This window comes from Reyranella sp. (assembly GCF_965279625.1).
Classification (GTDB): domain Bacteria; phylum Pseudomonadota; class Alphaproteobacteria; order Reyranellales; family Reyranellaceae; genus Reyranella.
This window is the reverse complement of the sequence record NZ_OZ257251.1, coordinates 2,499,043-2,520,743: the sequence shown is the minus strand read 5'-3', so window position 1 is coordinate 2,520,743 and position 21,701 is coordinate 2,499,043. Positions and strand designations below refer to the sequence as shown.

The 21,701-nt window shown below is 66.9% G+C and carries 23 protein-coding genes and 2 riboswitches; of the genes, 15 read left to right on the top strand and 8 right to left on the bottom strand.

Going from position 1 to position 21,701, the window contains the following annotated elements; genetic code table 11:
* The first annotated feature begins 119 nt into the window (after nucleotides 1-119).
* The 4 genes from ACQY78_RS12325 to ACQY78_RS12310 all read left to right on the top strand — a co-directional run bounded on the left by ACQY78_RS12325 (nucleotide 120) and on the right by ACQY78_RS12310 (nucleotide 2,699).
* Nucleotides 120-362 (top strand): CDGSH iron-sulfur domain-containing protein, encoded by a 243-nt coding sequence (locus tag ACQY78_RS12325; protein ID WP_422010437.1) that lies wholly within the window; start codon nucleotides 120-122, stop codon nucleotides 360-362.
* Nucleotides 359-892 (top strand): hypothetical protein, encoded by a 534-nt coding sequence (locus ACQY78_RS12320; protein ID WP_428685975.1) that lies wholly within the window; start codon nucleotides 359-361, stop codon nucleotides 890-892. Before ACQY78_RS12325 ends, ACQY78_RS12320 begins: the two co-directional genes overlap by 4 nt.
* Nucleotides 892-2,238 (top strand): (Fe-S)-binding protein, encoded by a 1,347-nt coding sequence (locus tag ACQY78_RS12315; RefSeq protein WP_428685974.1) that lies wholly within the window; start codon nucleotides 892-894, stop codon nucleotides 2,236-2,238. The genes ACQY78_RS12320 and ACQY78_RS12315 overlap by 1 nt, the downstream gene beginning before the upstream one ends.
* A gap of 122 nt (nucleotides 2,239-2,360) precedes the next feature.
* The gene (locus tag ACQY78_RS12310; RefSeq protein WP_428685973.1) at nucleotides 2,361-2,699 is read left to right on the top strand and encodes a gamma-glutamylcyclotransferase family protein; all 339 of its coding nucleotides are present in this window, start codon (nucleotides 2,361-2,363) and stop codon (nucleotides 2,697-2,699) included.
* Between the two features lie 10 nt (nucleotides 2,700-2,709).
* On the opposite strand, the gene ACQY78_RS12305 is transcribed toward ACQY78_RS12310, so the two are convergent.
* Nucleotides 2,710-3,285, bottom strand: a complete 576-nt coding sequence (locus ACQY78_RS12305; protein WP_428685972.1) for a TetR/AcrR family transcriptional regulator — start codon at nucleotides 3,283-3,285, stop codon at nucleotides 2,710-2,712.
* 308 nt (nucleotides 3,286-3,593) lie between these two features.
* Nucleotides 3,594-3,684, top strand: a riboswitch (glycine riboswitch).
* A 3-nt stretch (nucleotides 3,685-3,687) separates the two neighbouring features.
* Nucleotides 3,688-3,791: riboswitch (glycine riboswitch) on the top strand.
* 79 nt (nucleotides 3,792-3,870) lie between these two features.
* Here ACQY78_RS12305 and gcvT point away from each other — a divergent pair.
* The 4 genes from gcvT (at nucleotide 3,871) to gcvPB (ending at nucleotide 8,468) form a co-directional block, all read left to right on the top strand.
* On the top strand, nucleotides 3,871-4,992 hold the full coding sequence (gene gcvT, locus ACQY78_RS12300; protein WP_428685971.1) for a glycine cleavage system aminomethyltransferase GcvT: 1,122 nt from the start codon (nucleotides 3,871-3,873) through the stop codon (nucleotides 4,990-4,992).
* Nucleotides 4,993-5,001: 9 nt separating this feature from the next.
* A complete protein-coding gene (gcvH, locus tag ACQY78_RS12295; RefSeq protein WP_425067958.1) occupies nucleotides 5,002-5,379 on the top strand; it encodes a glycine cleavage system protein GcvH in 378 nt (125 codons plus the stop codon).
* 144 nt (nucleotides 5,380-5,523) lie between these two features.
* Nucleotides 5,524-6,870 carry an aminomethyl-transferring glycine dehydrogenase subunit GcvPA gene (gcvPA, locus tag ACQY78_RS12290; protein ID WP_428685970.1) on the top strand — a complete coding sequence of 449 codons (1,347 nt, stop codon included), beginning with the start codon at nucleotides 5,524-5,526 and terminating at the stop codon, nucleotides 6,868-6,870.
* Nucleotides 6,870-8,468 (top strand): aminomethyl-transferring glycine dehydrogenase subunit GcvPB, encoded by a 1,599-nt coding sequence (gcvPB, locus tag ACQY78_RS12285; protein WP_428685969.1) that lies wholly within the window; start codon nucleotides 6,870-6,872, stop codon nucleotides 8,466-8,468. The genes gcvPA and gcvPB overlap by 1 nt, the downstream gene beginning before the upstream one ends.
* A 266-nt stretch (nucleotides 8,469-8,734) precedes the next feature.
* Here the strand turns inward: gcvPB and ACQY78_RS12280 are convergent, their stop codons facing one another.
* The 6 genes from ACQY78_RS12280 to ACQY78_RS12255 all read right to left on the bottom strand — a co-directional run bounded on the left by ACQY78_RS12280 (nucleotide 8,735) and on the right by ACQY78_RS12255 (nucleotide 13,557).
* Complete coding sequence (locus tag ACQY78_RS12280) at nucleotides 8,735-9,265, bottom strand: ATP F0F1 synthase subunit B (RefSeq protein ID WP_428685968.1); 531 nt, start codon at nucleotides 9,263-9,265, stop codon at nucleotides 8,735-8,737.
* Nucleotides 9,262-9,831 carry a hypothetical protein gene (locus ACQY78_RS12275; protein WP_428685967.1) on the bottom strand — a complete coding sequence of 190 codons (570 nt, stop codon included), beginning with the start codon at nucleotides 9,829-9,831 and terminating at the stop codon, nucleotides 9,262-9,264. Before ACQY78_RS12275 ends, ACQY78_RS12280 begins: the two co-directional genes overlap by 4 nt.
* Nucleotides 9,832-9,839: 8 nt before the next feature.
* Nucleotides 9,840-10,064: a F0F1 ATP synthase subunit C gene (locus ACQY78_RS12270; RefSeq protein WP_020698011.1), complete on the bottom strand. Its 225-nt coding sequence runs from the start codon at nucleotides 10,062-10,064 to the stop codon at nucleotides 9,840-9,842.
* Between the two features lie 60 nt (nucleotides 10,065-10,124).
* Nucleotides 10,125-10,853, bottom strand: coding sequence for a F0F1 ATP synthase subunit A (locus ACQY78_RS12265; protein ID WP_428685966.1), 729 nt, complete (start codon nucleotides 10,851-10,853; stop codon nucleotides 10,125-10,127).
* A gap of 17 nt (nucleotides 10,854-10,870) precedes the next feature.
* Complete coding sequence (locus tag ACQY78_RS12260) at nucleotides 10,871-11,215, bottom strand: AtpZ/AtpI family protein (protein ID WP_298317112.1); 345 nt, start codon at nucleotides 11,213-11,215, stop codon at nucleotides 10,871-10,873.
* Nucleotides 11,216-11,367: 152 nt separating this feature from the next.
* The gene (locus tag ACQY78_RS12255; RefSeq protein ID WP_428685965.1) at nucleotides 11,368-13,557 is read right to left on the bottom strand and encodes a rhodanese-like domain-containing protein; all 2,190 of its coding nucleotides are present in this window, start codon (nucleotides 13,555-13,557) and stop codon (nucleotides 11,368-11,370) included.
* Nucleotides 13,558-13,644: 87 nt separating this feature from the next.
* Here ACQY78_RS12255 and ACQY78_RS12250 point away from each other — a divergent pair, with 87 nt between their 5' ends.
* The 6 genes from ACQY78_RS12250 (at nucleotide 13,645) to ACQY78_RS12225 (ending at nucleotide 20,304) form a co-directional block, all read left to right on the top strand.
* Nucleotides 13,645-15,495, top strand: coding sequence for a transglycosylase SLT domain-containing protein (locus ACQY78_RS12250; RefSeq protein WP_428685964.1), 1,851 nt, complete (start codon nucleotides 13,645-13,647; stop codon nucleotides 15,493-15,495).
* A 2-nt stretch (nucleotides 15,496-15,497) separates the two neighbouring features.
* Nucleotides 15,498-16,649, top strand: coding sequence for a CaiB/BaiF CoA transferase family protein (locus tag ACQY78_RS12245; protein ID WP_428685963.1), 1,152 nt, complete (start codon nucleotides 15,498-15,500; stop codon nucleotides 16,647-16,649).
* Nucleotides 16,646-17,269 (top strand): cysteine dioxygenase, encoded by a 624-nt coding sequence (locus ACQY78_RS12240; RefSeq protein WP_428685962.1) that lies wholly within the window; start codon nucleotides 16,646-16,648, stop codon nucleotides 17,267-17,269. The genes ACQY78_RS12245 and ACQY78_RS12240 overlap by 4 nt, the downstream gene beginning before the upstream one ends.
* An 86-nt stretch (nucleotides 17,270-17,355) precedes the next feature.
* A complete protein-coding gene (locus ACQY78_RS12235; RefSeq protein ID WP_428685961.1) occupies nucleotides 17,356-18,321 on the top strand; it encodes a Bug family tripartite tricarboxylate transporter substrate binding protein in 966 nt (321 codons plus the stop codon).
* Nucleotides 18,318-18,809 carry a tripartite tricarboxylate transporter TctB family protein gene (locus ACQY78_RS12230; protein ID WP_428685960.1) on the top strand — a complete coding sequence of 164 codons (492 nt, stop codon included), beginning with the start codon at nucleotides 18,318-18,320 and terminating at the stop codon, nucleotides 18,807-18,809. Before ACQY78_RS12235 ends, ACQY78_RS12230 begins: the two co-directional genes overlap by 4 nt.
* A 10-nt stretch (nucleotides 18,810-18,819) precedes the next feature.
* On the top strand, nucleotides 18,820-20,304 hold the full coding sequence (locus ACQY78_RS12225) for a tripartite tricarboxylate transporter permease (RefSeq protein ID WP_428685959.1): 1,485 nt from the start codon (nucleotides 18,820-18,822) through the stop codon (nucleotides 20,302-20,304).
* An 89-nt stretch (nucleotides 20,305-20,393) separates the two neighbouring features.
* On the opposite strand, the gene ACQY78_RS12220 is transcribed toward ACQY78_RS12225, so the two are convergent.
* Nucleotides 20,394-20,867, bottom strand: a complete 474-nt coding sequence (locus ACQY78_RS12220; protein WP_428685958.1) for a cupin domain-containing protein — start codon at nucleotides 20,865-20,867, stop codon at nucleotides 20,394-20,396.
* A gap of 228 nt (nucleotides 20,868-21,095) precedes the next feature.
* Between ACQY78_RS12220 and moaB the strand changes: the two genes are divergently transcribed.
* Nucleotides 21,096-21,644 carry a molybdenum cofactor biosynthesis protein B gene (gene moaB, locus ACQY78_RS12215; RefSeq protein WP_428685957.1) on the top strand — a complete coding sequence of 183 codons (549 nt, stop codon included), beginning with the start codon at nucleotides 21,096-21,098 and terminating at the stop codon, nucleotides 21,642-21,644.
* Nucleotides 21,645-21,701 lie beyond the last annotated feature (57 nt).

The following is a 21,701-nucleotide window of genomic DNA, read 5'->3' as shown; positions in this document are numbered from 1 at the left end:
AAATTCGTTCGAGACTATGCCGACCCGTTCGCTTGCGGGCCTGCGGACCATTGCCTAGAGTCCGCGCGGTACGGATTGGCGCGGCACCGTAACAAAGCCGCCGCAACGGGGAAAGCAACATGACCGAGCCGGTTGTCGCGGCCAGGGCGCCTTCGAAGGTCGCTCTCGAGGCGGGCAAGGACTACTGGTGGTGCGCCTGTGGCTTGAGCAAGGCCCAGCCGTTTTGCGACGGCAGCCACAAGGGCTCCGGCCTTGCCCCGATGAAGTACTCGGTCGAGAAAGCCGGCGACTACTGGCTCTGCGACTGCAAGCACTCCTCGAAGAAACCGCTTTGCGACGGCTCACACAAGACATTGGCATGACCCTCAGTATGTATCTCCGCGCCGCGCCGGTCGCGCTGGCGCTCTTCCTCTCCGCCTGTGGTGGCAAGTCCGAGGACTCCGCGACCGCCTATTGCCCTGCGCCGTTCACGGTCCAGGATGCGGGCCGGCTGACCCATTTCAAGGACGGGCCGGGGCGCGACCCGCGCGACGTCGAGTATGAGGCGGCGTTGGCCGGTGTCGGCACGAAGTGCTCGCTGCGGCGCAATCAGATGGATGTGACCCTGGTCATGCGCGTCGCGGTCACGGCCGGACCCTCGATCATCGCCGGCCAGACGCGCGTGCCGTACTTCGTGCGGGTGATCGGCGCCTCCGGCCAGGTCGTACAGGGCCAGGATTTCACGGCCGATTTCAAACTGTCGGCCGCCAACCCGCGGGGCCAGTCGCAGGAGGAGCTCAACCTCACCCTGCCGTTCAGCCAGATTCAGGAACTGGGCAGCTACCGCATCGCCGTCGGCCTCAGGCCGTCGCAGGACGAACTCGAGTACAACAGGCGGCAAGGCCAGCGCTGATGAGTGCCTATGCCGACAGGCTGGAAGCATTGGCCGCCGAGGCGGCCGATCGCTGTACGGGCTGCGGCAAGTGCTTCGAGGCCTGTCCGACGGCACGCGAAAGCGGGCTCGACGCCGGCGGGGCGGCCCAGCGTGTCGGCGAACTCCTGTCGCTCACGCGCGAGGGCGGGGCCGCGGCGCCGCTGCTCGACCAGTGGCTCGGTGCCTGTGACGGCAGCGCCCAGTGCACCGCCGCCTGTCCCGAGGGCATCAACGTCCGCCAGTGGGTGACCATCGCCAAGATGAAGTCGCTGCAGGCGGCGCGGCCGGTGCAGGAAGGTGCAGCCAACGCCGCCGGCCGGTTCCGCCACATGGCGCAGGCCGTGCGCCTGCTCGCCAGCATGCAGCTGCCGTCCGAGACGCTGAAGAAGATCCTGGCGCCGGCCGAGCGGCGGACTGCCGACGTGTTGTTCTACACGGGCTGCAACGTGTTGCGTACGCCACACATCGTGCTGAACGTCATGGATATCCTCGACGCGCTGGAGCTCGACTTCGACGTGGTCGGCGGCACCGCCCATTGCTGCGGCGTCTACCAGTTCCAGGAAGCCGACCTGCCGACCTACGAGCGCATGGGCCATCGCACCTTCCAGCGCTTCGGCCAGTCCGGCGCCTCCAAGGTGCTGACCTGGTGCCCGACCTGCACCAAGAATTTCGATGAGCTGGAGAAGGACGTCGAGGAACCGTCGTTCGACATGGGACACGTGAGCGAGTTCCTTGCCGCCAACCTCGATGCGCTGAAGGCGCGCTTCAAGGCGGACCAGCCGAAGCGCCGCGTCGTGATCCACGAGCATCAGGGCATCGGCGCCACGGTCGAGAGCATCCGCACCCTGCTGCGCGCCGTGCCCAACCTGGAGCTGGTCGAGCTGCCGCAGGATTCGGGCTTCTCCTATGCCTGCGGCGGACAGGCCGCGAAGTTCAAGGCGCGCGAGCAGGCGATCCATCGTGATCTCGTCATGGGCGCGGTCGATGCCGGCGCCGACACGATCGTCACGATGTATCATTCCTGCCATCGCGCCCTTTCCGGCGCCGAGGCGATCTATCCTTCGCTGAAGGTGGTGAACTTCACCGACGTGCTGGCCGAGGCGCTGGGCCGTGGTGGCCATCCCGACTACTACCAGCTCTACAGGCGCGGCGGCGCGATGGACGAGGCCGTGACGGCCGCGCGCGGCTTCCTGGAGAACAACGGCGTGCGCATCGACGAGAATGCCGTGAAGTCTCTCACCGCCGACATCTTCAACGAAACCGGCATCGGCGGCCCGCGCGAGGCCTTCGTCGAAGCCTTCGGCGCGCTGGCCCGCGAGGGCTGACGGAACTCAGGGCTGTCGTCCTGAGCGCAGCGAAGGACCTAGCGGAGCGGCCAAAGGACTGTGTGGCTGGCGTGAGATCCTTCGCTTCGCTCAGGATGACAAGGATTGAGTAGGGAACCGCAGTGACCGACGTCTGGCTCTTCTCCTACGGCACGCTGCAGCAGGAAGACGTTCAGCTCGCGACCTTCGGCCGGCGGCTCGAAGGTCGTGCCGATGCCCTGCCGGGCTATGCAACGTCGCTGCTCGAGATCCGCGACGCTGAGGTCGTGAAGACCAGCGGCAAGACGCATCACCTGATCGCTCTGCCCTCCGGCCGTGCCGAAGACGAAGTGCCGGGCGTGGTGCTGAGGATTACCGCCGCCGAGCTTGCCGCCGCCGACACCTACGAAGTGTCGGACTACAAGCGCGTCGCCGTGCGCCTGAAGTCCGGCCTCGACGCCTTCGTCTACGTCGCGGCCTGACACCGCCGAACTAGCGGTCGGGGACGGCGAGAACCGCCCAGGCGGCATTGGCGAAGAAGGCCACATGGTCGGAGAGGGGGCCTTCGAAGCGGCCGTAGACCTTGTAGGTCGCGGGCTGCATCACGGTGCCGATGGCGGAGGCGGCCGCGAGGTCGGGGTCTCGCGTTGGGATCTCGCCGGCCGTCATCGCGCTCACGATGACCTCGCGCAAGACATCGACCGGGTTGGGCGTGCCGTTGGGGACCAGCGCCAGGAACAGGTGCTGGGTGAGCAGATGGTAGGCGAACAGGGACCAGTCCCTGTCCGCCCATTCGCAGTAGCAGCGGACGATGGCCTCGATCTTGTCCCGCAGATCCGTGACGGGCCGCTGTGCCTCGGCCAGCGCCTCGGCCAGCGCGCGGTGGTGGCCGAGGAAGATGTCGAGGGCGAGCTGCTCCTTGCTCGGGAAGTAGCGGTAGATCGTGCCCTCGGCGATCGACGCCGCCATAGCGATCTCGCGGGTCGTGGTTGCCGCGACGCCCCGCGCCACGAACAGGGTGAGGGCCGCGCGCTCTACGCGGGCTTTAGTCTCTTCGGCTTTGCCCATACTCCGCATCCTATGAGGGAGCGCTCACTCGGAAAAGAGGGGCTCTCGCTCTCCGTCGACAGCCAGCGCCAGTCGATCACCCAATCGGGTCGCGCAGCCTGTGGAGCTGCGTCGGTGTGAAGCTCGGGGAATTCGCCGAACGAGCCGCGGATGAACATGCAACCTCCACAAGTGAGTAAGCGCTCACATAAATAAGTGAGCAATCACTCAATTACAAGGGGAGATTCGTTTTCCCCGCAATTTCATGGTGCTGCGCGCCTTTGTGCGTGGACGCCGAACGGGGCCCTGCCTATGGTCCGTCCACCCAGACGATCCCTGTGGGAGAGCCCATCCGCGAGGATGGCGCCGAAGGAGCAACCGGCCCCGGAAACTCTCAGGCAAACGGACCGCAGGAGGATGGGTCTCTGGAAAGTGGCGGGCGCCCCATTCGGCGCACGCCCACCGACGAAGTAAGCCGGCCCTCCCAGGGAGGACTCCCGGCGAATCTTTCAGGTCTCCGGACAGAGGGGGTCGCGAACGGCGCAGTCCTTGCGTCGTGAAGGCGCGACTCCGGTCGCGTTCAACGCGACTTCGACGGAGACTCTTTTGACCGAACCCACCGCCGGCCCCCTGAAGCGCACGCCGCTTTACGATCTTCATCGCGAGCTGGGCGCGCGCCTGGTGCCCTTCGCCGGCTATGAGATGCCGGTCCAGTATCCGACCGGCATCCTGGTCGAGCACACTCATACCCGCACCGCCTGCGGCCTGTTCGACGTCTCGCACATGGGCCAGGTGCGTCTCACCGCGAAGCCCGGCCAGAGTGCCGCGAAGGCGATGGAGACGCTGGTGCCGGGCGACATCGCCGGCCTGCAGCCGGGCCAGCAGCGCTACACCCAGTTCACCAACGATGCCGGCGGCATCCTCGACGATCTGATGGTGACCAGCACGGGCGATCACCTGCTGGTGGTCATCAATGCGGCCTGCAAGGACGCCGACCTGGCGCACATGCAGAAGCATCTCTCGGCGACCTGCGAGGTCGAGCCGATGTTTTCGCGCGGGCTTCTCGCACTGCAGGGACCGCAGGCGTCGGCGGTGCTGTCGCGGTTGGTGCCGCAGGTCGCCACCATGAAGTTCATGACCGGCGCCTATGTCGTGATCGACGGCGCTCGCTGTTACGTCACGCGTTCGGGCTACACCGGCGGCGACGGCTACGAGATCTCGACGCCGGCCGAGCAGACCGACGCCATCGCGCGCAAGCTGCTCAGCCATCCCGAGGTCAAGCCGATCGGACTCGGCGCCCGCGATTCGCTCAGGCTCGAGGGCGGGCTCTGCCTCTACGGCCACGACATCGACACGACCACCACGCCGGTCGAAGCGGTGCTGTTGTGGAGCGTCGGCAAGGAGCGGCGCGTGCAGGGCGGGTTTCCCGGCGCCGCGGTCGTCCAGAAGCAGATCGCCGAGGGCTCGACGCGCAAGCGGGTCGGCCTGCTGCCCGAAGGCAAGGCGATCGCGCGCGAGGGCGCGGAGATCGTGATCGGCGGCAAGACCGTCGGCACCGTCACGTCGGGCGGCTTCTCGCCCACGCTGGGGCGCGCCATTGCCATGGGCTACGTCGAGCGCAGCCAGTCAGCCAACGGAACCAAGGTCGATCTGATGGTGCGCGGCAAGCCCGTGCCGGCCGAGATCGTGCCCATGCCTTTCGTCAAACACGCCTACTACCGCGGATAGGAGATCAAGATGGCCGAGACCAAGTACACCGAAGAGCATGAGTGGATCCGCGTCGAGGGCGATGTCGGCACGATCGGCATCACGCAGTACGCCCAGGAGCAGCTCGGCGACGTGGTGTTCGTCGACGTGCCCGCCGCCGGCCGCAAGGTCGCCAAGGGCGAAGCCTGCGCCGTCGTCGAATCGGTGAAGGCCGCTTCCGACATCTATGCGCCGGCTTCCGGCGAAGTCGTCGAGAGCAATGCGGCGCTGGCCGACACGCCGGGCGACGTGAATGCCGAGCCGACGGGCAAGGGCTGGTTCTTCAAGCTGAAGCTCGCCGACAAGGGCGAGCTCGACGGTCTGATGGACGAGGCCGCCTACGAAGCCTTCGTGAAGAGCCTCGGCTAGCCGACCAGACCTCATCCTGAGGAGTGCCCGCAGGGCACGTCTCGAAGGATGGGCCAGGGACAAGGTGCTCGTTCCCATCCTTCGAGACGCATCGCTGCGCGATGCTCCTCAGGATGAGGACATTACTCAAGGAGCAAGAGCCTGATGCGTTATCTCCCTCTCACCGACGCCGACCGCCGCGAGATGCTGAGCGTGATCGGCGCCAAGTCGGTCGACGAGCTGTTCCGTGACGTGCCGGCGTCGGCGCGGCTGGCGGCCAAGGTCGGCGGCCTGCCCGATCACCAGGGCGAACTCGAAGTCGAACGCGCCTTCCAGGGCTTTGCGGCGAAGAACCTGTCGCCGGCCGCGACGCCGTTCTTCATCGGCGCCGGGGCCTATCGCCATCACGTGCCGGCGACCGTCGACTACATGATCCAGCGCGGCGAATTCCTGACCTCTTACACGCCGTATCAACCCGAGATCACGCAGGGCACGCTTCATTACCTGTTCGAGTTCCAGACCCAGGTGACCCTCCTCACCGGCATGGAAGTCGCCAATGCCTCGATGTACGACGGCTCGACCGGCACGACCGAGGCGGTGCTGATGGCCAACCGGGTCACGCGCCGCCACAAGGCGCTGATCTCGGGCGGGCTGCACCCGCAGTATCGCAGCATCATCGAGACCACGGCCAAGTGGGAAGGCTTCACGGCGAACTTCTCGAAGACCGACGCCGAGGGCCTCGAGGACCTGATCGCCGCGGTCGACCGCGACACGTCCTGCGTGGTCGTGCAGAACCCGAGCTTCTTCGGCCATGTCCGCGACTTCACCAAGCTCGCGGAAGCCTGCCACGCCGCCGGGGCGCTGCTGATCGTCGTAGTGACGGAAGTGGTCTCGCTGGGACTGCTGATGCCGCCGGGCGAGATGGGCGCCGACATCGTGGTCTGCGAGGGCCAGTCGATCGGCAACGGGCTCGGCTTCGGCGGTCCCTATGTCGGACTGTTCGCGACCCGCGACAAGTACATGCGCCAGATGCCGGGGCGTCTCGTCGGCGAGACCGTCGATGCCGACGGCAAGCGCGGCTTCGTGCTCACCCTCTCGACGCGCGAGCAGCACATCCGCCGCGAGAAGGCGACGTCCAACATCTGCACCAATGCCGGCCTCTGCGCGCTGGCCTTCACGGTGCATCTCACCCTTCTGGGCGAAGCGGGCTTCACGCGTCTGGCCGAGCTCAACCATGCCAAGGCCTCGCAGCTCGCCGACCGGATCGCGGCACTTCCTGGCGTGACGGTGCTGAACGACAGCTTCTTCAACGAGTTCACGGTGAAGCTGCCCAAGCCCGCGGCCGAGGTCGTCGAAGCCTTGGCGGCCAAGCGCATCCTGGGCGGCCTGCCGGTGTCGCGCCTGATCCCCAACGATCCCTCGGTCGCGAACCTGCTGCTGCTGGCGGCGACCGAAACGGCGACCGACGCGGGCATGGATCCGCTGATCGCCGGCCTGAAGGAGGTGCTGTGATGGTACAGTCGCTCGACCGCAGCCAGGGACGTGCTGGCAGTGTCTCCGCCGGTTCCGTCAACACGCACGGCACCTACACCGGCAACCGCGCGCTCCAGATCGAGGAGCCGCTGATCTTCGAGATGGGCCAGGCCGGACGCTGCGGCGTCGACCTGCCCGAGCCTCCCAAGGTCAAGGAACGTCTGAACGGCCTGCGCCGCAAGGGCGAGATCGGCCTGCCCGGTCTTTCCGAGCCGCAGGTGGTGCAGCACTACACGCGCCTCAGCCAGAAGAACTACGCCATCGACATGGGCGTCTACCCGCTGGGCTCGTGCACCATGAAGCACAATCCCCGCATCAACGAGAAGGTGGCGCGCCTGCCGGGCATCGGCGATCTCCATCCGCTGCAGCCGGTCTCGACCGTGCAGGGCGCGCTGGAGCTGATCGACGGGCTGGCGCACTGGCTCAAGACGCTCACCGGCATGCCGGCCGTGGCGATGTCGCCGGCCGCCGGCGCGCATGGCGAGATGTGCGGCATGATGGCGATCGCCGCGGCCCTCGAGGCCAAGGGCGAACGCGCGCAGCGCAAGACCGTGCTGGCGCCCGAATCGGCGCACGGCACCAATCCCGCGACCGCGGCGGCGCTCGGCTTCGTCGTGAAGCCGATCCCGGCCAACGATCGCGGCCGCGTCGACCTCGCGGCGCTGAAGGCGGCGCTGGGTCCCGACGTGGCGGCGATCATGCTGACCAACCCCAACACCTGCGGCCTGTTCGAGAGCGAGATCGTCGAGATCTCCAAGGCCGTGCACGAGGCGGGCGCCTACTTCTACTGCGACGGCGCCAACTTCAACGCCATCGTCGGCAGGGTGCGTCCGGGCGACCTAGGCATCGACTGCATGCACATCAACCTGCACAAGACTTTCTCGACGCCGCATGGTGGCGGCGGTCCGGGCGCAGGTCCGGTGGTGCTTTCGGCGGCGCTGGCGCCCTATGCGCCTTATCCGTGGATCGTGAAGGACGGCGACACGTGGCGCGTCGCCGAGGATGGCGCGAAAGTCGACGGCACGCCGCTCGGCCGGCTGAAGGCCTTTCACGGCCAGATGGGCATGTTCACGCGCGCGCTGGCCTACATCATGAGCCACGGCGCCGACGGTCTCCGGCAGGTCGCCGAGGATGCGGTGCTCAACGCCAACTACGTGATGGCGGCCCTCAAGGACGTGATGAGCCCGGCCTTCGACGGACCGTGCATGCACGAGGCGCTGTTCGACGACAGCTTCCTCAAGGACACCGGCGTCAGCACGCTCGACTTCGCCAAGGCGATGATCGACGAGGGCTATCACCCGATGACCATGTACTTCCCGCTGGTGGTGCATGGCGCGATGCTAATCGAGCCGACCGAGAGCGTGGCCAAGGAAGATCTCGACCAGTTCATCGGCGCCCTGCGTTCGCTCACCGCGAAGGCCAAGACCGGCACCGCCGCCGAGGACTTCAAGGCGGCACCGCTCTACGCGCCGCGCCGCCGTCTCGACGAGACGCTGGCGGCACGCAAGCCGGTGCTGCGCTGGAAGCCGTCGAACAACCCGCCGGGCACCGATCCGCTGAAGCAGGCGGCGGAGTAGTCAGAACTTCCTCCCCCGCCTTACGGGGGAGGTGGCCCCGGCGCTGTTACAGCGCCTTTGGCCGGAGGGGGAAGGCCACAGGTCTGAACTCTCCCCAACTCAAAGTCATCGCGTTGCCTTCCCCCTCTCAGCCTCCCCCGTATGACGGGGGAGGTGACGAGTTTTTCTTTTCGAGAATGGGACGCAAAGAAAAAGCCCCCGCCTTGCGGCGGGGGCACCAGGTTGCCCGCTTTTGTTTTTTGCGGGCGATCCCTATTTTCGAAAAGTCAGTGCAGACGGCGGGGCAGTTCGGTGATGGCCTCGTCGATCATCGCCTGTGTGCGGCCGCCACCGACCTGGTCCTTGAGCAGGGTGCGCGTGGCGGCGAGCGCCACGTCGACGGCCATGTTGCGCACTTCCCGGGAGGCCTGGGCCTCCGCCTGGGCGATGCGGTCCTTGGCCTGCTGCTCGCGGCGGGCGATCAGCGCTTCGCGCTCCTCGGCGGCGTGCTGCGTGAGGCGCACGGCCTCCTGCTTGGCCTGCGCCACGATGTCCTGGGCCAGCTTGGCCGAGTCGGCGAGGTTCTTCTGAGCGTCGTCACGCGACTTCTGTGCCTCGTTGCGGAGCTTCTCGGCTTCGCCGAGCGTGCGCGCGATGAGGGCGGTGCGGTCGTCGAGGAGCTTGGTCAGCCCCTTGACGATCTGCTTGCCGGCAATCGCCAGGAAGATAACGAAGGAAACGGCAACCCAGAACGTCGGATCGGAGAACAAGCCTCCGCCGCCGCCGTGTGCATCGGCTGCCCATGCGGTACCGATCATGGCTTGCCTGCCTTTGCTGCTTCGTCGACGGCGCGGGCGACCTGCGCGGGATCGGCAGATCCCACCAGCTTGCCCAGCACCGCCGTGGCGATTTCCGTCGACATGTTGCCGAGGCCCGCGAGGGTCTGCGTGCGCTGCTCGCCGATCCGCTTTTCGGCGGCGATGATGTCGGCACCCAGCCGGTCGCTGACTTCATGCAGTTTGGCAGAGGTCTGGGCCGCAGCGGCCTCCGAGGCCTCGCGGATCAGGCCGGAAGCCTGGCCGCGCGCTTCGGCGAGCGCCTTGTCCTGCTCGACACCCGCGGCGCGGGCCGCATCGTTGGCCTTCTGGGCCGCGTCGAGGTCTGCCTGGATCTTGTGCTCGCGGCTTTCGATCGTCTTGCCGATCTTCGGCAGGACGGCCTTGGCCATGAGGAAATAAAGCACGGCAAAACAGACCACCAACCAGAAGATCTGGGTGGGGAATCTGGTTAGGTCGAACTGCGGCATGCCGGCCGCCTGCGCAGCAAACGGCAGCCCGATGAGGGCTGCCGCGGCGACCGAAGTCCGAAGTGCCTGAACGGGCACGATCGAACTCAGGCGAAGAGGGCGATCAGCGCGACGATCAGCGCGAACAGCGCGATGGCCTCGGTGACGGCGAAGCCGATCCAGATGTTGGCGCCGATTTCGGCCTTCGAGGCCGGGTTGCGCGACAGAGCCGTGATGTAGCTCGCCCAGACGTTGCCCACGCCGATGCCGGCGCCGATCATGCCGATGGCGGCGAGGCCTGCACCGATGAACTTGGCGGCTGAAGCGTCCATTTCTATCTCCTGTTTTCTCTTGGCTTTGACGTGATGGATCGATGGATACGGGCGCGGCGACTAGTGCAGATGCAGCGCGTCGTTCAGGTAGATGCAGCAGAGGATCGTGAAGATGTAGGCCTGCAGCAGCGCCACCAGCAGCTCGAGCGCGGTGATCGCCACCAGCACGACGAGGGGGACGACACCGAAGATGCCGAGTGCCACGACGAAGCCGGCCAGCACCTTCAGGAGCACGTGACCGACGGTCATGTTGGCGAACAGTCGGACCGACAGGCTGATCGGACGGCTGAGATAGGAGACCAGCTCGATCGGGATCAGGATGGGCGCCGTGAACAGCGGCGCGCCATGCGGGAAGAACAGGGAGAAGAAGTGCAGGCCGTGCTTGAACAGGCCGATCAGCGTCACGCCGAGGAACACCACCATCGCCATGAAGAAGGTGACGGCGATCTGGGACGTGAAGGTGTAGCCGTAGGGGAGCATCCCGAGGATGTTGCCGAACAGCGTGAAGATGAAGAGCGTGAAGATGAACGGGAAGAATTTCTTGCCGCCGCTGCCGACATTGTCCCGGATCATGTTGGCGATGAACTCGTAGAAGAGTTCGGACATCGCCTGGATGCGGCCCGGGATCATCGCTCCCTTGCCGGCGCCCGCGAGCAGGAGGCCCGACGAGAGGACCACTGCGCCCATCATGAAGATGGCGGAGTTGGTGACGGCGATGTGATGGCCACCGATGCTGAACAGCGGGGCGGTTAGGTCCTGGATAGCAAACTGCTCGAGCGGGCTGGCCACGTTACTCTATCCCCAATTCAGCTCTTCTTCTCATCCTGGGCTGCTTTGCTGCGCCGCTCTTCAGCCTGCGCAACCCGGTAGACGTTCATGAACGCCGCACCGCATCCCAGTATGAACCCCACGATCAGCAGCCAGGGCTTTGTACCCAACCACTGATCAGCCATCAGGCCCAGAAAGGCCCCCGCAACGACGCCCGCCACCAGTTCGACTGCGATCCGCATGCCGACGCCCAGCTTTTCGCCTCCGGCGCCGCCTGTTGCGGGTCTCGACGACTGGCCCGTTCCCTTCTGGTAAGCCTGTCGCACGCCTTTCAGGCGCCGATCCAGCTCGTCAGGGGTCGATTTCCGATCGTCCTCAGCCATAACCGGATGCTCCGCTCCGGGCTTTCCACCGCCACCCCACCAACACGGTGCGGTCACAATGAAAAACGCGCCGGAACCTATGGGCAGGCCCGCGGGGTGTCAAGCGTACGCGACGATGTGACAAGGCCCTGAAATGCAAGCGTTCCGCCGTTCTACCGCTTCAGGACGGAGAACCGGGCGTCGCCGTCGCGCTCGACCTGCGGGACGAGGTCGACCTCCCAGTCCAGGTACTGCCGCATGGCCGCCTCGACATCCTCCTTGAAGTCGTAGGGGCGGTACCAGACGTCGGTCGGCGGATCGGCCATCCGGACATGGCCGGTCTCGACCTCGAGGCCGGCCTCGCGCCAGGCGTTCATACCGCCTGTCAAAACGGCGACAGGCAGACCCGCCGTCAGATTGGCGATTTCGGCCGCCGCGAGGGCGCCGATTTCGGCGTCGGGCGCCACCAGGACGATCCGAGAGGTGCCTGCCTGCCTGGCCAGCATCTCCGCTAGGCTGCGGCCCAAGTTGGCACGCACGGCGAACCAGGCGCCGGGCACGTGGCCGTCGCGATATTTGAGGCTGGTGTCGAGATCGACCACCAGGGTGGTGGCCAGCGCCTTCTGCAGCTCGGCTGCGGTCACGGTCGCGACCTTCGGGACCGCGAAGCCTGCCGGGTAGCGCGGCTCGGCTTCCGTCGTGAGTTCGGCCGCGGCGGGCGTATGGTCGAGCACGTAGGTCTCGTTCCAGCCCATCTGCAGCAGCCAGTGTGCCGTCATGGTGGCGCGCACGCCGTCATTGTCGTGCAGCACGATCATGGCGTTGCGGGCGCCGACATACTGGTCGGTGGCCTGCACGAGCTGGCCGCCGGCGGCATGGCGGAAGCCCGGGAGATGGCCCTTTGCGTATTCGGCGGGGTCGCGCACGTCGAGGCGATAGAGCGGGCCGCCCTTCTGCTCGAGCGCGGCGAGGCCGGCTCTGTCGATCCTGCGGATCCCCATTCTGGTGGCGACGTTCGCCGCGGCGGCCTGGGCGAACCTGGCGGCCTCCGGTCCCTGGGGACCGAAGCTCCTGGTCTCGCCGCGCGCCACCTGGAGGCCGGCCAGGTGCCAGCCCATCGTGCCGTTCTTCAGCGCCATCACCTTGTTGGGCAGGCCGGCGTTGATCAGCGACTGCGCGCCGATGATCGAGCGCGTGCGCCCCGCGCAGTTGACGACGACCAGCGTCTCCGGCCGCGTCACGAAGTCCTTCACGCGATAGACCAGCTCGGCGCCGGGGCAGTCGATGCCGCCGGGGATCGACATGTTGGTGAATTCCGGCAGCGGCCGCGAATCCAGGATCACCATGTCGGCCTTGTCGTCGATCATCTTCTGCACGTCGGCCGCATCGATGCGCGGCGTGTCGTTGCCGTGCTCGACCACCTCGCCGAACGCCTTGCTGGGCACGTTGACGCCGGTGAAGACCTCGAAACCCGCGTCGCGCCAGGCTTTCAGGCCACCCGCCATGACCGCGAGGTTGGTGTAGCCGAGCCCCGAAAGCGTCGCGGCGGCACGGTTGGCGCGGCCCGCCTGGCCCGCTTCGCCGTCGTCCATCAGCACGATGCGCGTGTCCGGATCGGGCAGCAGGGCGAGTGCCCGCGGCTCGAGGCGGGAGAGGGGGAGCGGCGTCGCGAACAGCGGATGGCCCTGGGTCGAGAACTCGCCTTCCTCGCGCACGTCGAAGAAAGCGAAGACTTCGCCGGACTTCAGCATCGCCTTGACCTGCTGGACCGTGAGCAGCGGCGTGAGGATCTTCGGCTTGGCCATGAAGCGCTTGGCGGTGCCGGTCTTCAGGTCGACGGTCTGGCGACCGGGCAGATGTTCGAGGCTGAGGCCATAGAAATGAAGATGCAGGGCATTGCCTGAGTCGACCGGTGTCTCGATGTGGTGGAAGTCGTCGGGCAGGAAGGCGATCACGTCGCCGCGCTTCAGCGTCTTTTCCTTCGACGGGGCTTCGCGCAGCTGCACCACGCCTTCCTGTGCGCCATTGTCGAGGCGTTCGTAAACCACGTTGCGCTCGGCGCCGTGGACGCCGGCGATGATCGCCCAGGTCGTGTGATTGTGCGGCGGGACCTTCTTGCCGGCGCCACCGGCCGAGGCATAGAGCGCGAAACGATGGTCGGGATCTTCGCTGAGACGATAGATGCCGCCCTCGGCGCCCAACGGGAATTCCTCCTGCGGGAAGAGGTCGGCGCGGCTGGCCAGCGACGAGAGAAGTCCACCGATCTTCTCGAGGTTGGCGTAGGTCACGCCGTCCTTCTCGATGGTGCGGGCCTCGTCGATCAGGCGCCGCACGGCTGCGGCACGCTCTTGATGCAGGTTCATTCGGTCCTCCGTTGCGGACAGTATAGCCGCACCCACCCTGATCGCCGCACCCTTGTCGTATGGGCCGGAGTCAAACTACGGTGGGCCATGCGAACGACCGTTTCCGTCCTTCTGATCGGGGCGGCTGCCCTGATGGCGGCCTCCGCCTCGGCCCAGACCGCCAAGAAGCCTGTCCAGACCCAGGCGACCAAGCCTGCGACCACCAAGGCCGCCGCCACCCGGCCGGCGGCGCGGCCATCGGCACGCCCGGCGCCGCGCGCCGCGGTCTATGTGCCGCCGCCGCCCGTCCTCGAACTCGACGAGGCTGCAGTCGTTGCCGACCTGCCGACCGTTCTGGATAACGAAACGCGCGACCGCTACCGCCGCATTTTCCAAGCGCAGCAGTCGGGTGCCTGGGCGCAGGCCGACGACGAGATCCGGCAGCTCTCGGACAAGACCCTCATGGGATATGTCGGCGCCCAGCGCCTGCTCAGCCCCAACTATCCCGCCCGCTACGAGCAGCTTGCCGCCTGGCTTCAGGACTACAACGACAATCCAGACGCGCCGGCGATCTACCGGCTGGCGCTGGCGCGTCGCACCCCGGGTGGCGCGGAACTGACGCCCGCCACGTTCGTCGGCTTCACGCAGGGCTCGCCCAACTTCGCGGCCGCCCGCACCGTCAACGGCGCCGATGGCGGCCGCGCGGCCGAGCTGCGCTCGCGGTTGCAGAGCATGGCCGACGATGGCGGCTTCAACGCCGCGTTCGTCCTGCTCGATCGCAAGTCGTCGACCGAGATTCTCGGACCCCAGGAGGTCGAGTTGTGGCGCGGCCGCCTGCGCACCCGCCAGCTCGAAGCCGATCCGCAGCGCGGCGTGCAGATCCCCGTCGAGGCCAGCATGCCGCCCGACGCCAACTGGAACGCCGCCATGACGGCCTTTACGCGCGGCGACATGGCCGAGGCCGCCCGCCGCTTCGAACTGGTCGCTGATGCCTCGCCCGACCGGGCCTCGTCCTGGACCCTGTCCGCCGGCTCGTTCTGGGCCGCCCGCGCCAACCTGCTGGCCGGCAATCCGCAGAAGTACGCGCCCTATCTGAAGCGGGCGGCGCTGCATGGCAGCACCTTCTACGGGCTGGTCGCCCAGAAGGCGCTGGGCATGCAAATCCAGCCCGACTTCGACGTGCCGCCGCTCGACCGGCGCCGCGCCGACCTGCTGCGCAACGACCGCGCGGCGCGCCGGGCGCTGGCGCTGCTGCAGCTCGGCGCCACCACGGCTGCGGAGCGCGAGCTGTTCGCCGCGTCGATCGACAACGATCCGCGCTACGTCGAGGCGGTGATGGCGCTGGCGCTGAAGGCGCAGCTGCCGGCCCTCGCGGTGAAGGTCGGCAATGCCAACTGGGACCAGCGCCACAACATCAAGGGTTATGACGGCGGCATGTATCCGCTTCCGCCGTGGCAGCCGTCGAGCGGGGCGATCGTCGACCGCGCGCTGGTCTATGCCTTCATGCGCCAGGAATCGGCCTTCAATCCCAAGGCGCGCTCCGTCGTCGGCGCCATGGGGCTGATGCAGCTCATGCCGGCGACGGCCCGCGCCGTCTCGGCGCGCTATGCGCCGGAGACGGCGGGCGCCAACCCGTGGGATCCGTCGGTCAACATGTCGCTCGGCGAGGCTTATATCTCGATGCTGCTGAACGAGACCGACGGCAATCTCGTGCGCACCACCGCCGGCTACAATGGCGGGCCGGGCAACGTGATGCGTTGGGACAATTCCCTGAATGCCTCGCAGGATCCGCTGCTCTACATCCAGTTGATCCCGCTCCACGAGACGCGCGACTTCGTGCAGCGCGTGCTGACCAACTACTGGATCTATCAGGCCCGGCTGGGGCAGCCGACGCCGTCGCTCGACCAGATCGCCTCGCACGACTGGCCCCGTTACACCCCGCAGGATGGAACCCGCTGAGCATGTTGCCGCTTTCAGGCGTACGCGTCGTCGAATTCTGCCAGGTCCTGGCCGGCCCCTACTGTGGAATGCTGCTGGCCGATCTCGGCGCCGAGGTGATCAAGGTCGAGCCGCCGGAAGGCGACATGATGCGGCAGTGGCCGCCGATCAGTGAGGGCTACAGCGAGAACTTCGCTTCCATCAACCGCAACAAGCGCTCGGTCGTGCTCGATCTCAAGGACCCGGCGCAGAAGCAGGCGGCGCGCCAGCTCATCCTGTCGGCCGACGTCGTGCTGGAGAACAACCGGCCCGGCGTGATGGACCGGCTCGGTCTCGGCTACGAATCCTTCCGCGCCGAGAAGCCCGGCCTCGTCTACTGCTCGATCTCGGCCTTCGGCCAGTCCGGCCCCCGCTCGAGCGAGGGCGGCTTCGACGTCACCGTGCAGGCGATGAGCGGCATCATGAGCGTGACCGGCGAGCCCGACGGCGCGCCGGTGAAATGCGGCGTGCCGGTCTCCGATGTGGGCACCGGCCTCTATGCCGCGCTGACCGTCGCGTCGATCCTCCGGCGGGTCGCCGGCGGCGGACCGGGCGCGCATATCGACGCCTCGATGCTGGGCTGCAGCCTCGGCATGGCCGCGCTGCAGACCAGCGAGTTCTTCGGCACCGGGAACGATCCGAAGAAGCTGGGCTCGGCTCATCCGCGCAACGCGCCCTACCAGGCCTTCAAGGCGGCGGACGGACATTTCGTGATCGCCGCCGGCAACAACAAACTGTGGGAAGCGGTGACCAGGGTCGTTGACCGTCCCGACCTGCTCGCCGATCCGCGCTTCGCGACGACCCAGTTGCGCGCCGCAAATCAGGTGGCGCTCAAGGACCTGCTCGAAGTCGAGTTCGCGAAGAACGGCGTCGATCACTGGCTGGCGGCCTTCGAGAAGGCCGGCGTGCCGCAGGGGCGCATCAATACCTACAGCCAGATCCTCGCCGACCCGCAGGTCGCGCACATGGGATGGGTCGAGGAGATGGAACTACCCTCGGGCGTGAAGACCAAGACCTTCGGCAGCCCGGTCCGGATCTCCGCCACCGACATCTCGAAGCGGCGCGATCCGCCGGGCCTCGGTGCCGATACCGAGACGATCTTCGGAACAAACTTCAAGGGAAAGGCCGCGCTATGAGCATCGACCGCCTGCGTCGCTTCATCGGCGACATGACCTCGCTTACGGGCGGCGCCTGGCAGGACAAGGACGAGAATGCGATCGTCGAAGTCGGCGCGAAGCTTCTGGGCGAGCTGGTGAAGCACGACGACTGGCTGCCCGAGCAGGCGGCCAAGGTGCCGGCGCATGGCTATGCGCAGAACCTGCTGTGGTGCGATCCGTTCGAGCGCTTCTGCGTCGTGAGCTTCGTGTGGGCGCCGAAGGCCAACACGCCGGTGCACGATCATGAGATGTGGGGCCTGGTGGGCATGCTGCGCGGCTCGGAGACCTCGCTGGCCTTCACGCGCGATTCCGAGACCGGCGTGCTGGTGCCGGGCGAGCTGAGCAAGCTCGAGCCCGGCGATGTCGAGGTGCTGGTGCCGGCGCCACGCAATCCCAAGGGCGACATCCACCAGGTCACCAACGCGCTCGACGATCGCGGCTCGATCAGCATCCATGTCTATGGCGGCAACATCGGCGCGGTGCGTCGGCACACGTTCGACGTGAAGACGGGACAGCCCAACCTCTTCGTGTCGGGCTACACCAACCGCGAGCAGCCCAATATCTGGGACCGCTCGGCCGAGGTGCGCGCGGCCTCCTGAGAATTCGCGTAACGGCACGTCTCACTTGACCTGAAGCGGGCCCGGCAAGCACTGTCCTTCCCTACAAAAAAAGGGAGGCAAACAGGATGCATCGTAGAACCGTATTGAAGGGCGGCACCGCCCTCGCGGCCATGACTGTGGCCGCTCCCGCGATCGGCCAGTCAGCCAAGTGGCCGGCGCGCGAGATCTCGCTGATCAATCCCAACGCGCCGGGCGCCTCGACCGATCTCACCGCCCGCATCATTGCCCAGGCGCTCGAGAAGCGGCTGAACGCGACGGTCATCGTGAAGAACGTGGTGGGCGGCGCCGGCGCGCTCGGGCCGACCACGCTCGCCCAGTCGACGCCCGACGGCCACACGATCGGCCTGGTGGCGATCTCGAGCCACGTCGCGGTGCCGAACATGATGAACGTCGCCTACGATCCGTGGAAGGCGTTCGACATCATCGGCCAGGTGGCGGCCCTGCGCTACGGCATCGGCGCGCGCGCCGACGGGCCGATCAAGTCGATCGAGGACCTCGTCAACCAGGGCAAGCAGAAGCAGCTCACCTACAGCTCCAACAACGTCACCAATGTGGTGGCGATGTTCCAGCTCGCCAAGCTGAGTGGCGCCAAGTTCCGCTGGGTCGTGTTCCCCGGCGGCGTCGAATCGGTGACGGCGGCGATCGGCGGCCATGTCGATGCCGTGATCCAGACCGTCTCCGAGATGCGGCCGCAGATCGAGGCCGGCAAGCTGCGTTTCCTCGCCTCCGCGGCCGAGGCGCGCTGGCCCGACTATCCCGACGTGAAGACGCTGCGCGAGCTGGGCTACGACGCGGTCAGCAACGGACCGTTCGGCTATGCCTTCCCCAAGGGCGTCGATCCGGCCATCCAGGAGCGCATGAGCAAGGCGCTGGCCGACGTCATGAAGGACGAGTCCGTGACCAGCCAGATCGCCAAGCTCGGCATCCAGCCGGTCTATCGCGACGGCAAGGCGTACGGCGATCTGTTGAAGACGATCGAGACGGAACTCGTGCCGATCCTCAAGGAAACCGGCATGGCCAAGAAGGCATGATCAGGTTGGGCGGCACGCGGATCGCCACGCTCGGCCTGCTGGCCGCGGCGCTGGTCGGCCTGTGGAAGGCGATAGAGTTGGAGAGCTGGGGCTTCGACGGCCCCGGCCCCGGCTTCTTCCCGCAGCTCATGGCCGGCATCTGCGTGGCGCTCGCCCTCGTCGTCCTGGCCTTCCCGGGCCAGGCCGGCGAGACCGAGGGCGGCGACACCGACGACGTCGAGGCGACGAAGGAATCGAACCGGACCTTCGCGATCTATATCGCCACCTTCGCAGTGTTCGCGCTGGGCGCCACGTATGCCGGCTTCGTCGTCACGACCGTCGCCGTGACCGTCGTCATCATGCGCTTCGCCGAACGGCGGACGTGGTTGCCCTCGATCGGCTACGGCATCGCCTGCGCCGCCGTCGGCCTCGTGTGCTTCGGCTGGCTGCTGCGCGTCGATCTGCCGGAAGGCCCGATCGAGCGCACCTTCTACACCTACGTTCGCTGAGGCCCGCCCCATGGAAGCGCTGCTGGGTGGCTTCGCCACCACGCTGACCCTCGACAACCTGTTCTACTGTTTCGTCGGCGCGTTCCTTGGCACCGTCGTCGGCATCCTGCCGGGACTGGGGCCGCTCACCACCATCGCCATCCTGCTGCCGATCACGTTCAAGATGGACGTGACCTCGGCCATCATCATGCTGTCGGGCATCTATTACGGCGTGGCCTATGGCGGCACCGTGACCTCGGTGCTGATGCGCATCCCGGGCGAGGCCTCCTCGGTCGTGACCTGTCTCGACGGCTACGAGATGGCACGCAAGGGACGCGCCGGCGCGGCGCTGGGCATCGCGGGCATCGGCTCGTTCTTCGCCGGCACGGTCGGCGTCATCGGCATCACCTTCCTGTCGCCGCCGCTTGCCGAGCTCGTCATCAAGTTCGGTCCCGCCGAATACGCCATGCTGATGCTCGCGGGCCTCACCATGGTCACCTACATGTCGAGCGGCTCGCTGCCACGGGCGCTGCTGATGGCGGCCTTCGGCCTGCTGCTCGGCACGATCGGCAGCGATCCCCTCAACATGACGCCGCGGCTCACCTTCGGCATCCTGGCGCTGGGCGATGGCGTCAATCTCGTGCCGCTGGCGATCGGCCTGTTCGGCCTCTCCGAAGTGCTGTTCATGGCGCGACAGAAGCCCGACGACATGAAGGTCCTGCCGCCGCCCTCGCACCTGCTGGGCTTCATGCCCTCGCGCGAGGAGGCGCGGCGCTCGGTCGGCCCGGTCGTGCGCGGCACCGTCATGGGCTTCCTGGTCGGCCTGCTGCCCGGCGGCGGCGCGGTGCTGGCCTCGTTCCTGTCCTACGGCATGGAGCGCAAGCTCTCGAAGAATCCCGAGGAATTCGGCAAGGGCGCCGTCGAGGGACTGGCCGGGCCGGAATCGGCCAACAATGCCGGCACCGCCGGCGCCTTCGTGCCGCTGCTCTGCATGGGCATCCCCGCGAATGCGGTGACGGCGCTGCTGCTCGGCGCCTTCATCATCCACGGCGTCACGCCGGGCCCGACCATCCTGGAGCGCCAGCCCGAGATCTTCTGGGGCGTCGTGGCCAGCATGTATATCGGCAACATCATGCTGCTGATCCTGAACCTGCCGCTGATCGGCCTGTTCGTGCGCATCCTCGACATCCCGCGCGCCTATCTCACGCCGATGATCCTCGCGGTCTGCCTGATCGGCGTCTATTCGTCGAACGGCAATCCCGCCGACGTGGTGATCGCGGTGATCTTCGGCTTCGTGGGCTACGGCCTGCGCCGCCACGGCTTCGATCTCGGTATCGTCATCCTGGCCTACGTGCTGGGCCCGATCTTCGAGCGCTCGGTGCGCCAGTCCCTGGCGATCTCCGACGGCGACCCGACGATCTTCCTGCACAGCTATCTGTCGGCGGGCTTCGCGATCGTGGCCGTGCTGCTGCTGCTGGCGGGGTTGTGGCCGAAAAAGAAGAAGGCGGCCGGTTAGGGCCGCCTTCGGAAGACTTCTTATCCATTCTGCACGGAGCGGGCTCTCGCGCTTGATGACAAGCGCTGCCGCCCGCCCATCCTCACAAGCTAATGCTTGTGAGGATGGGGATGCGTGGGATCGACCCAGTAGACTTCCTCGACCTTCTCGGCCGGTGTGATGTCGATGTTGATCGCGACCGCCTCGTTGTCGGAGCGCACGAGCACGCATTCCAGCGGCTCGGTGTCCGAGGCGTTGATCTCCTGGTGCGGCACGTAGGGCGGCACGTAGATGAAGTCGCCGGGACCGGCCTCGGCGACGAACTGGAGCTCGTCGCCCCAGCGCATGCGGGCGCGGCCCTTCACGACGTAGATCACGCTCTCCAGGTGCCCGTGATGGTGGGCGCCGGTCTTGGCGTGGGCATGGATGGTCACCGTGCCGGCCCACAGCTTCTGGGCGCCGACGCGGGCGAAGTTGATGGCCGCGGCCCGGTTCATGCCCGGGGTCTGGGCGGTGTTGGTGTCGAGCGATCCGGCGGGGATGACCCGCACGCCGTCATGCTTCCAGTCGGTGGGGCCGGTCATGATATCTCCGAGCTTTGAGTGTCAGCTTCTCTAGGCGGTGTTTTCGGAAGCAATGAAGGGGATTGTGGGGCGAATTTACAGCCGGCAATCACTAAAACGCCGCTCCGGAGAGTCAATGGAAAGTCCTGATGGCTTTCGGGCGGCGCGAGGAAAAATCCTTCGGTGGCGTCTATCGGCTCTGCGATGGCGAACATCGAAGGATGCCGAGTCCTGGAGTATAGTGAACCCATGAATCGCATCGACGAAACCAAGCCCTTCAAGCCGGTGAACATCGCCGTTCTCACGGTTTCCGACACGCGCACGCTCGAGACCGACAAGTCGGGCGACACGCTGGTCGAGCGCATCGCGCGCGACGGCCATGTCCTGGCCGACCGCGCCATCGTCACCGACGACATCGCGCTGATCCGCGCGCAGGTGCAGAAGTGGATCGACGATCCAAGCATCGAGGTCGTGATCTCGACCGGCGGCACCGGCGTCACCGGGCGCGACGTCACGCCGGAGGCGCTGGAGGCCCTGTTCGAGAAGAAGATCGAGGGCTTCGGCGAAACCTTCCGCTGGATCAGCTTCCAGAAGATCGGCACCTCGACCATGCAGAGCCGCGCCACGGCGGGCGTCGCCAACGCGACGTACATTTTCGCCTTGCCGGGCTCGACCGGCGCCTGCAAGGACGGCTGGGACGACATCCTGCGCCAGCAGCTCGACATCCGCTTCCGCCCCTGCAACTTCGCCGAACTGATGCCGCGCCTCAACGAAGGCAAGCTGCCACGCAGTGGCTGACATCCGAATCCCCCTCATCCTGAGGGGCGCGCCGGAGGCGCGCGTCTCGAAGGATGG

Bases quoted from the DNA above. Each gene is read 5' to 3' on its own strand.
- ACQY78_RS12325 (WP_422010437.1), top strand. From the start codon at position 120: ATGACCGAGCCGGTTGTCGCGGCCAGGGCGCCTTCGAAGGTCGCTCTC.
- ACQY78_RS12320 (WP_428685975.1), top strand. From the start codon at position 359: ATGACCCTCAGTATGTATCTCCGCGCCGCGCCGGTCGCGCTGGCGCTC.
- ACQY78_RS12315 (WP_428685974.1), top strand. From the start codon at position 892: ATGAGTGCCTATGCCGACAGGCTGGAAGCATTGGCCGCCGAGGCGGCC.
- ACQY78_RS12305 (WP_428685972.1), bottom strand. From the start codon at position 3,285: ATGGGCAAAGCCGAAGAGACTAAAGCCCGCGTAGAGCGCGCGGCCCTC.
- gcvH (WP_425067958.1), top strand. From the start codon at position 5,002: ATGGCCGAGACCAAGTACACCGAAGAGCATGAGTGGATCCGCGTCGAG.
- gcvPA (WP_428685970.1), top strand. From the start codon at position 5,524: ATGCGTTATCTCCCTCTCACCGACGCCGACCGCCGCGAGATGCTGAGC.
- gcvPB (WP_428685969.1), top strand. From the start codon at position 6,870: ATGGTACAGTCGCTCGACCGCAGCCAGGGACGTGCTGGCAGTGTCTCC.
- ACQY78_RS12280 (WP_428685968.1), bottom strand. From the start codon at position 9,265: ATGATCGGTACCGCATGGGCAGCCGATGCACACGGCGGCGGCGGAGGC.
- ACQY78_RS12270 (WP_020698011.1), bottom strand. From the start codon at position 10,064: ATGGACGCTTCAGCCGCCAAGTTCATCGGTGCAGGCCTCGCCGCCATC.
- ACQY78_RS12260 (WP_298317112.1), bottom strand. From the start codon at position 11,215: ATGGCTGAGGACGATCGGAAATCGACCCCTGACGAGCTGGATCGGCGC.
- ACQY78_RS12255 (WP_428685965.1), bottom strand. From the start codon at position 13,557: ATGAACCTGCATCAAGAGCGTGCCGCAGCCGTGCGGCGCCTGATCGAC.
- ACQY78_RS12250 (WP_428685964.1), top strand. From the start codon at position 13,645: ATGCGAACGACCGTTTCCGTCCTTCTGATCGGGGCGGCTGCCCTGATG.
- ACQY78_RS12245 (WP_428685963.1), top strand. From the start codon at position 15,498: ATGTTGCCGCTTTCAGGCGTACGCGTCGTCGAATTCTGCCAGGTCCTG.
- ACQY78_RS12240 (WP_428685962.1), top strand. From the start codon at position 16,646: ATGAGCATCGACCGCCTGCGTCGCTTCATCGGCGACATGACCTCGCTT.
- ACQY78_RS12235 (WP_428685961.1), top strand. From the start codon at position 17,356: ATGCATCGTAGAACCGTATTGAAGGGCGGCACCGCCCTCGCGGCCATG.
- ACQY78_RS12230 (WP_428685960.1), top strand. From the start codon at position 18,318: ATGATCAGGTTGGGCGGCACGCGGATCGCCACGCTCGGCCTGCTGGCC.
- ACQY78_RS12225 (WP_428685959.1), top strand. From the start codon at position 18,820: ATGGAAGCGCTGCTGGGTGGCTTCGCCACCACGCTGACCCTCGACAAC.
- ACQY78_RS12220 (WP_428685958.1), bottom strand. From the start codon at position 20,867: ATGACCGGCCCCACCGACTGGAAGCATGACGGCGTGCGGGTCATCCCC.
- moaB (WP_428685957.1), top strand. From the start codon at position 21,096: ATGAATCGCATCGACGAAACCAAGCCCTTCAAGCCGGTGAACATCGCC.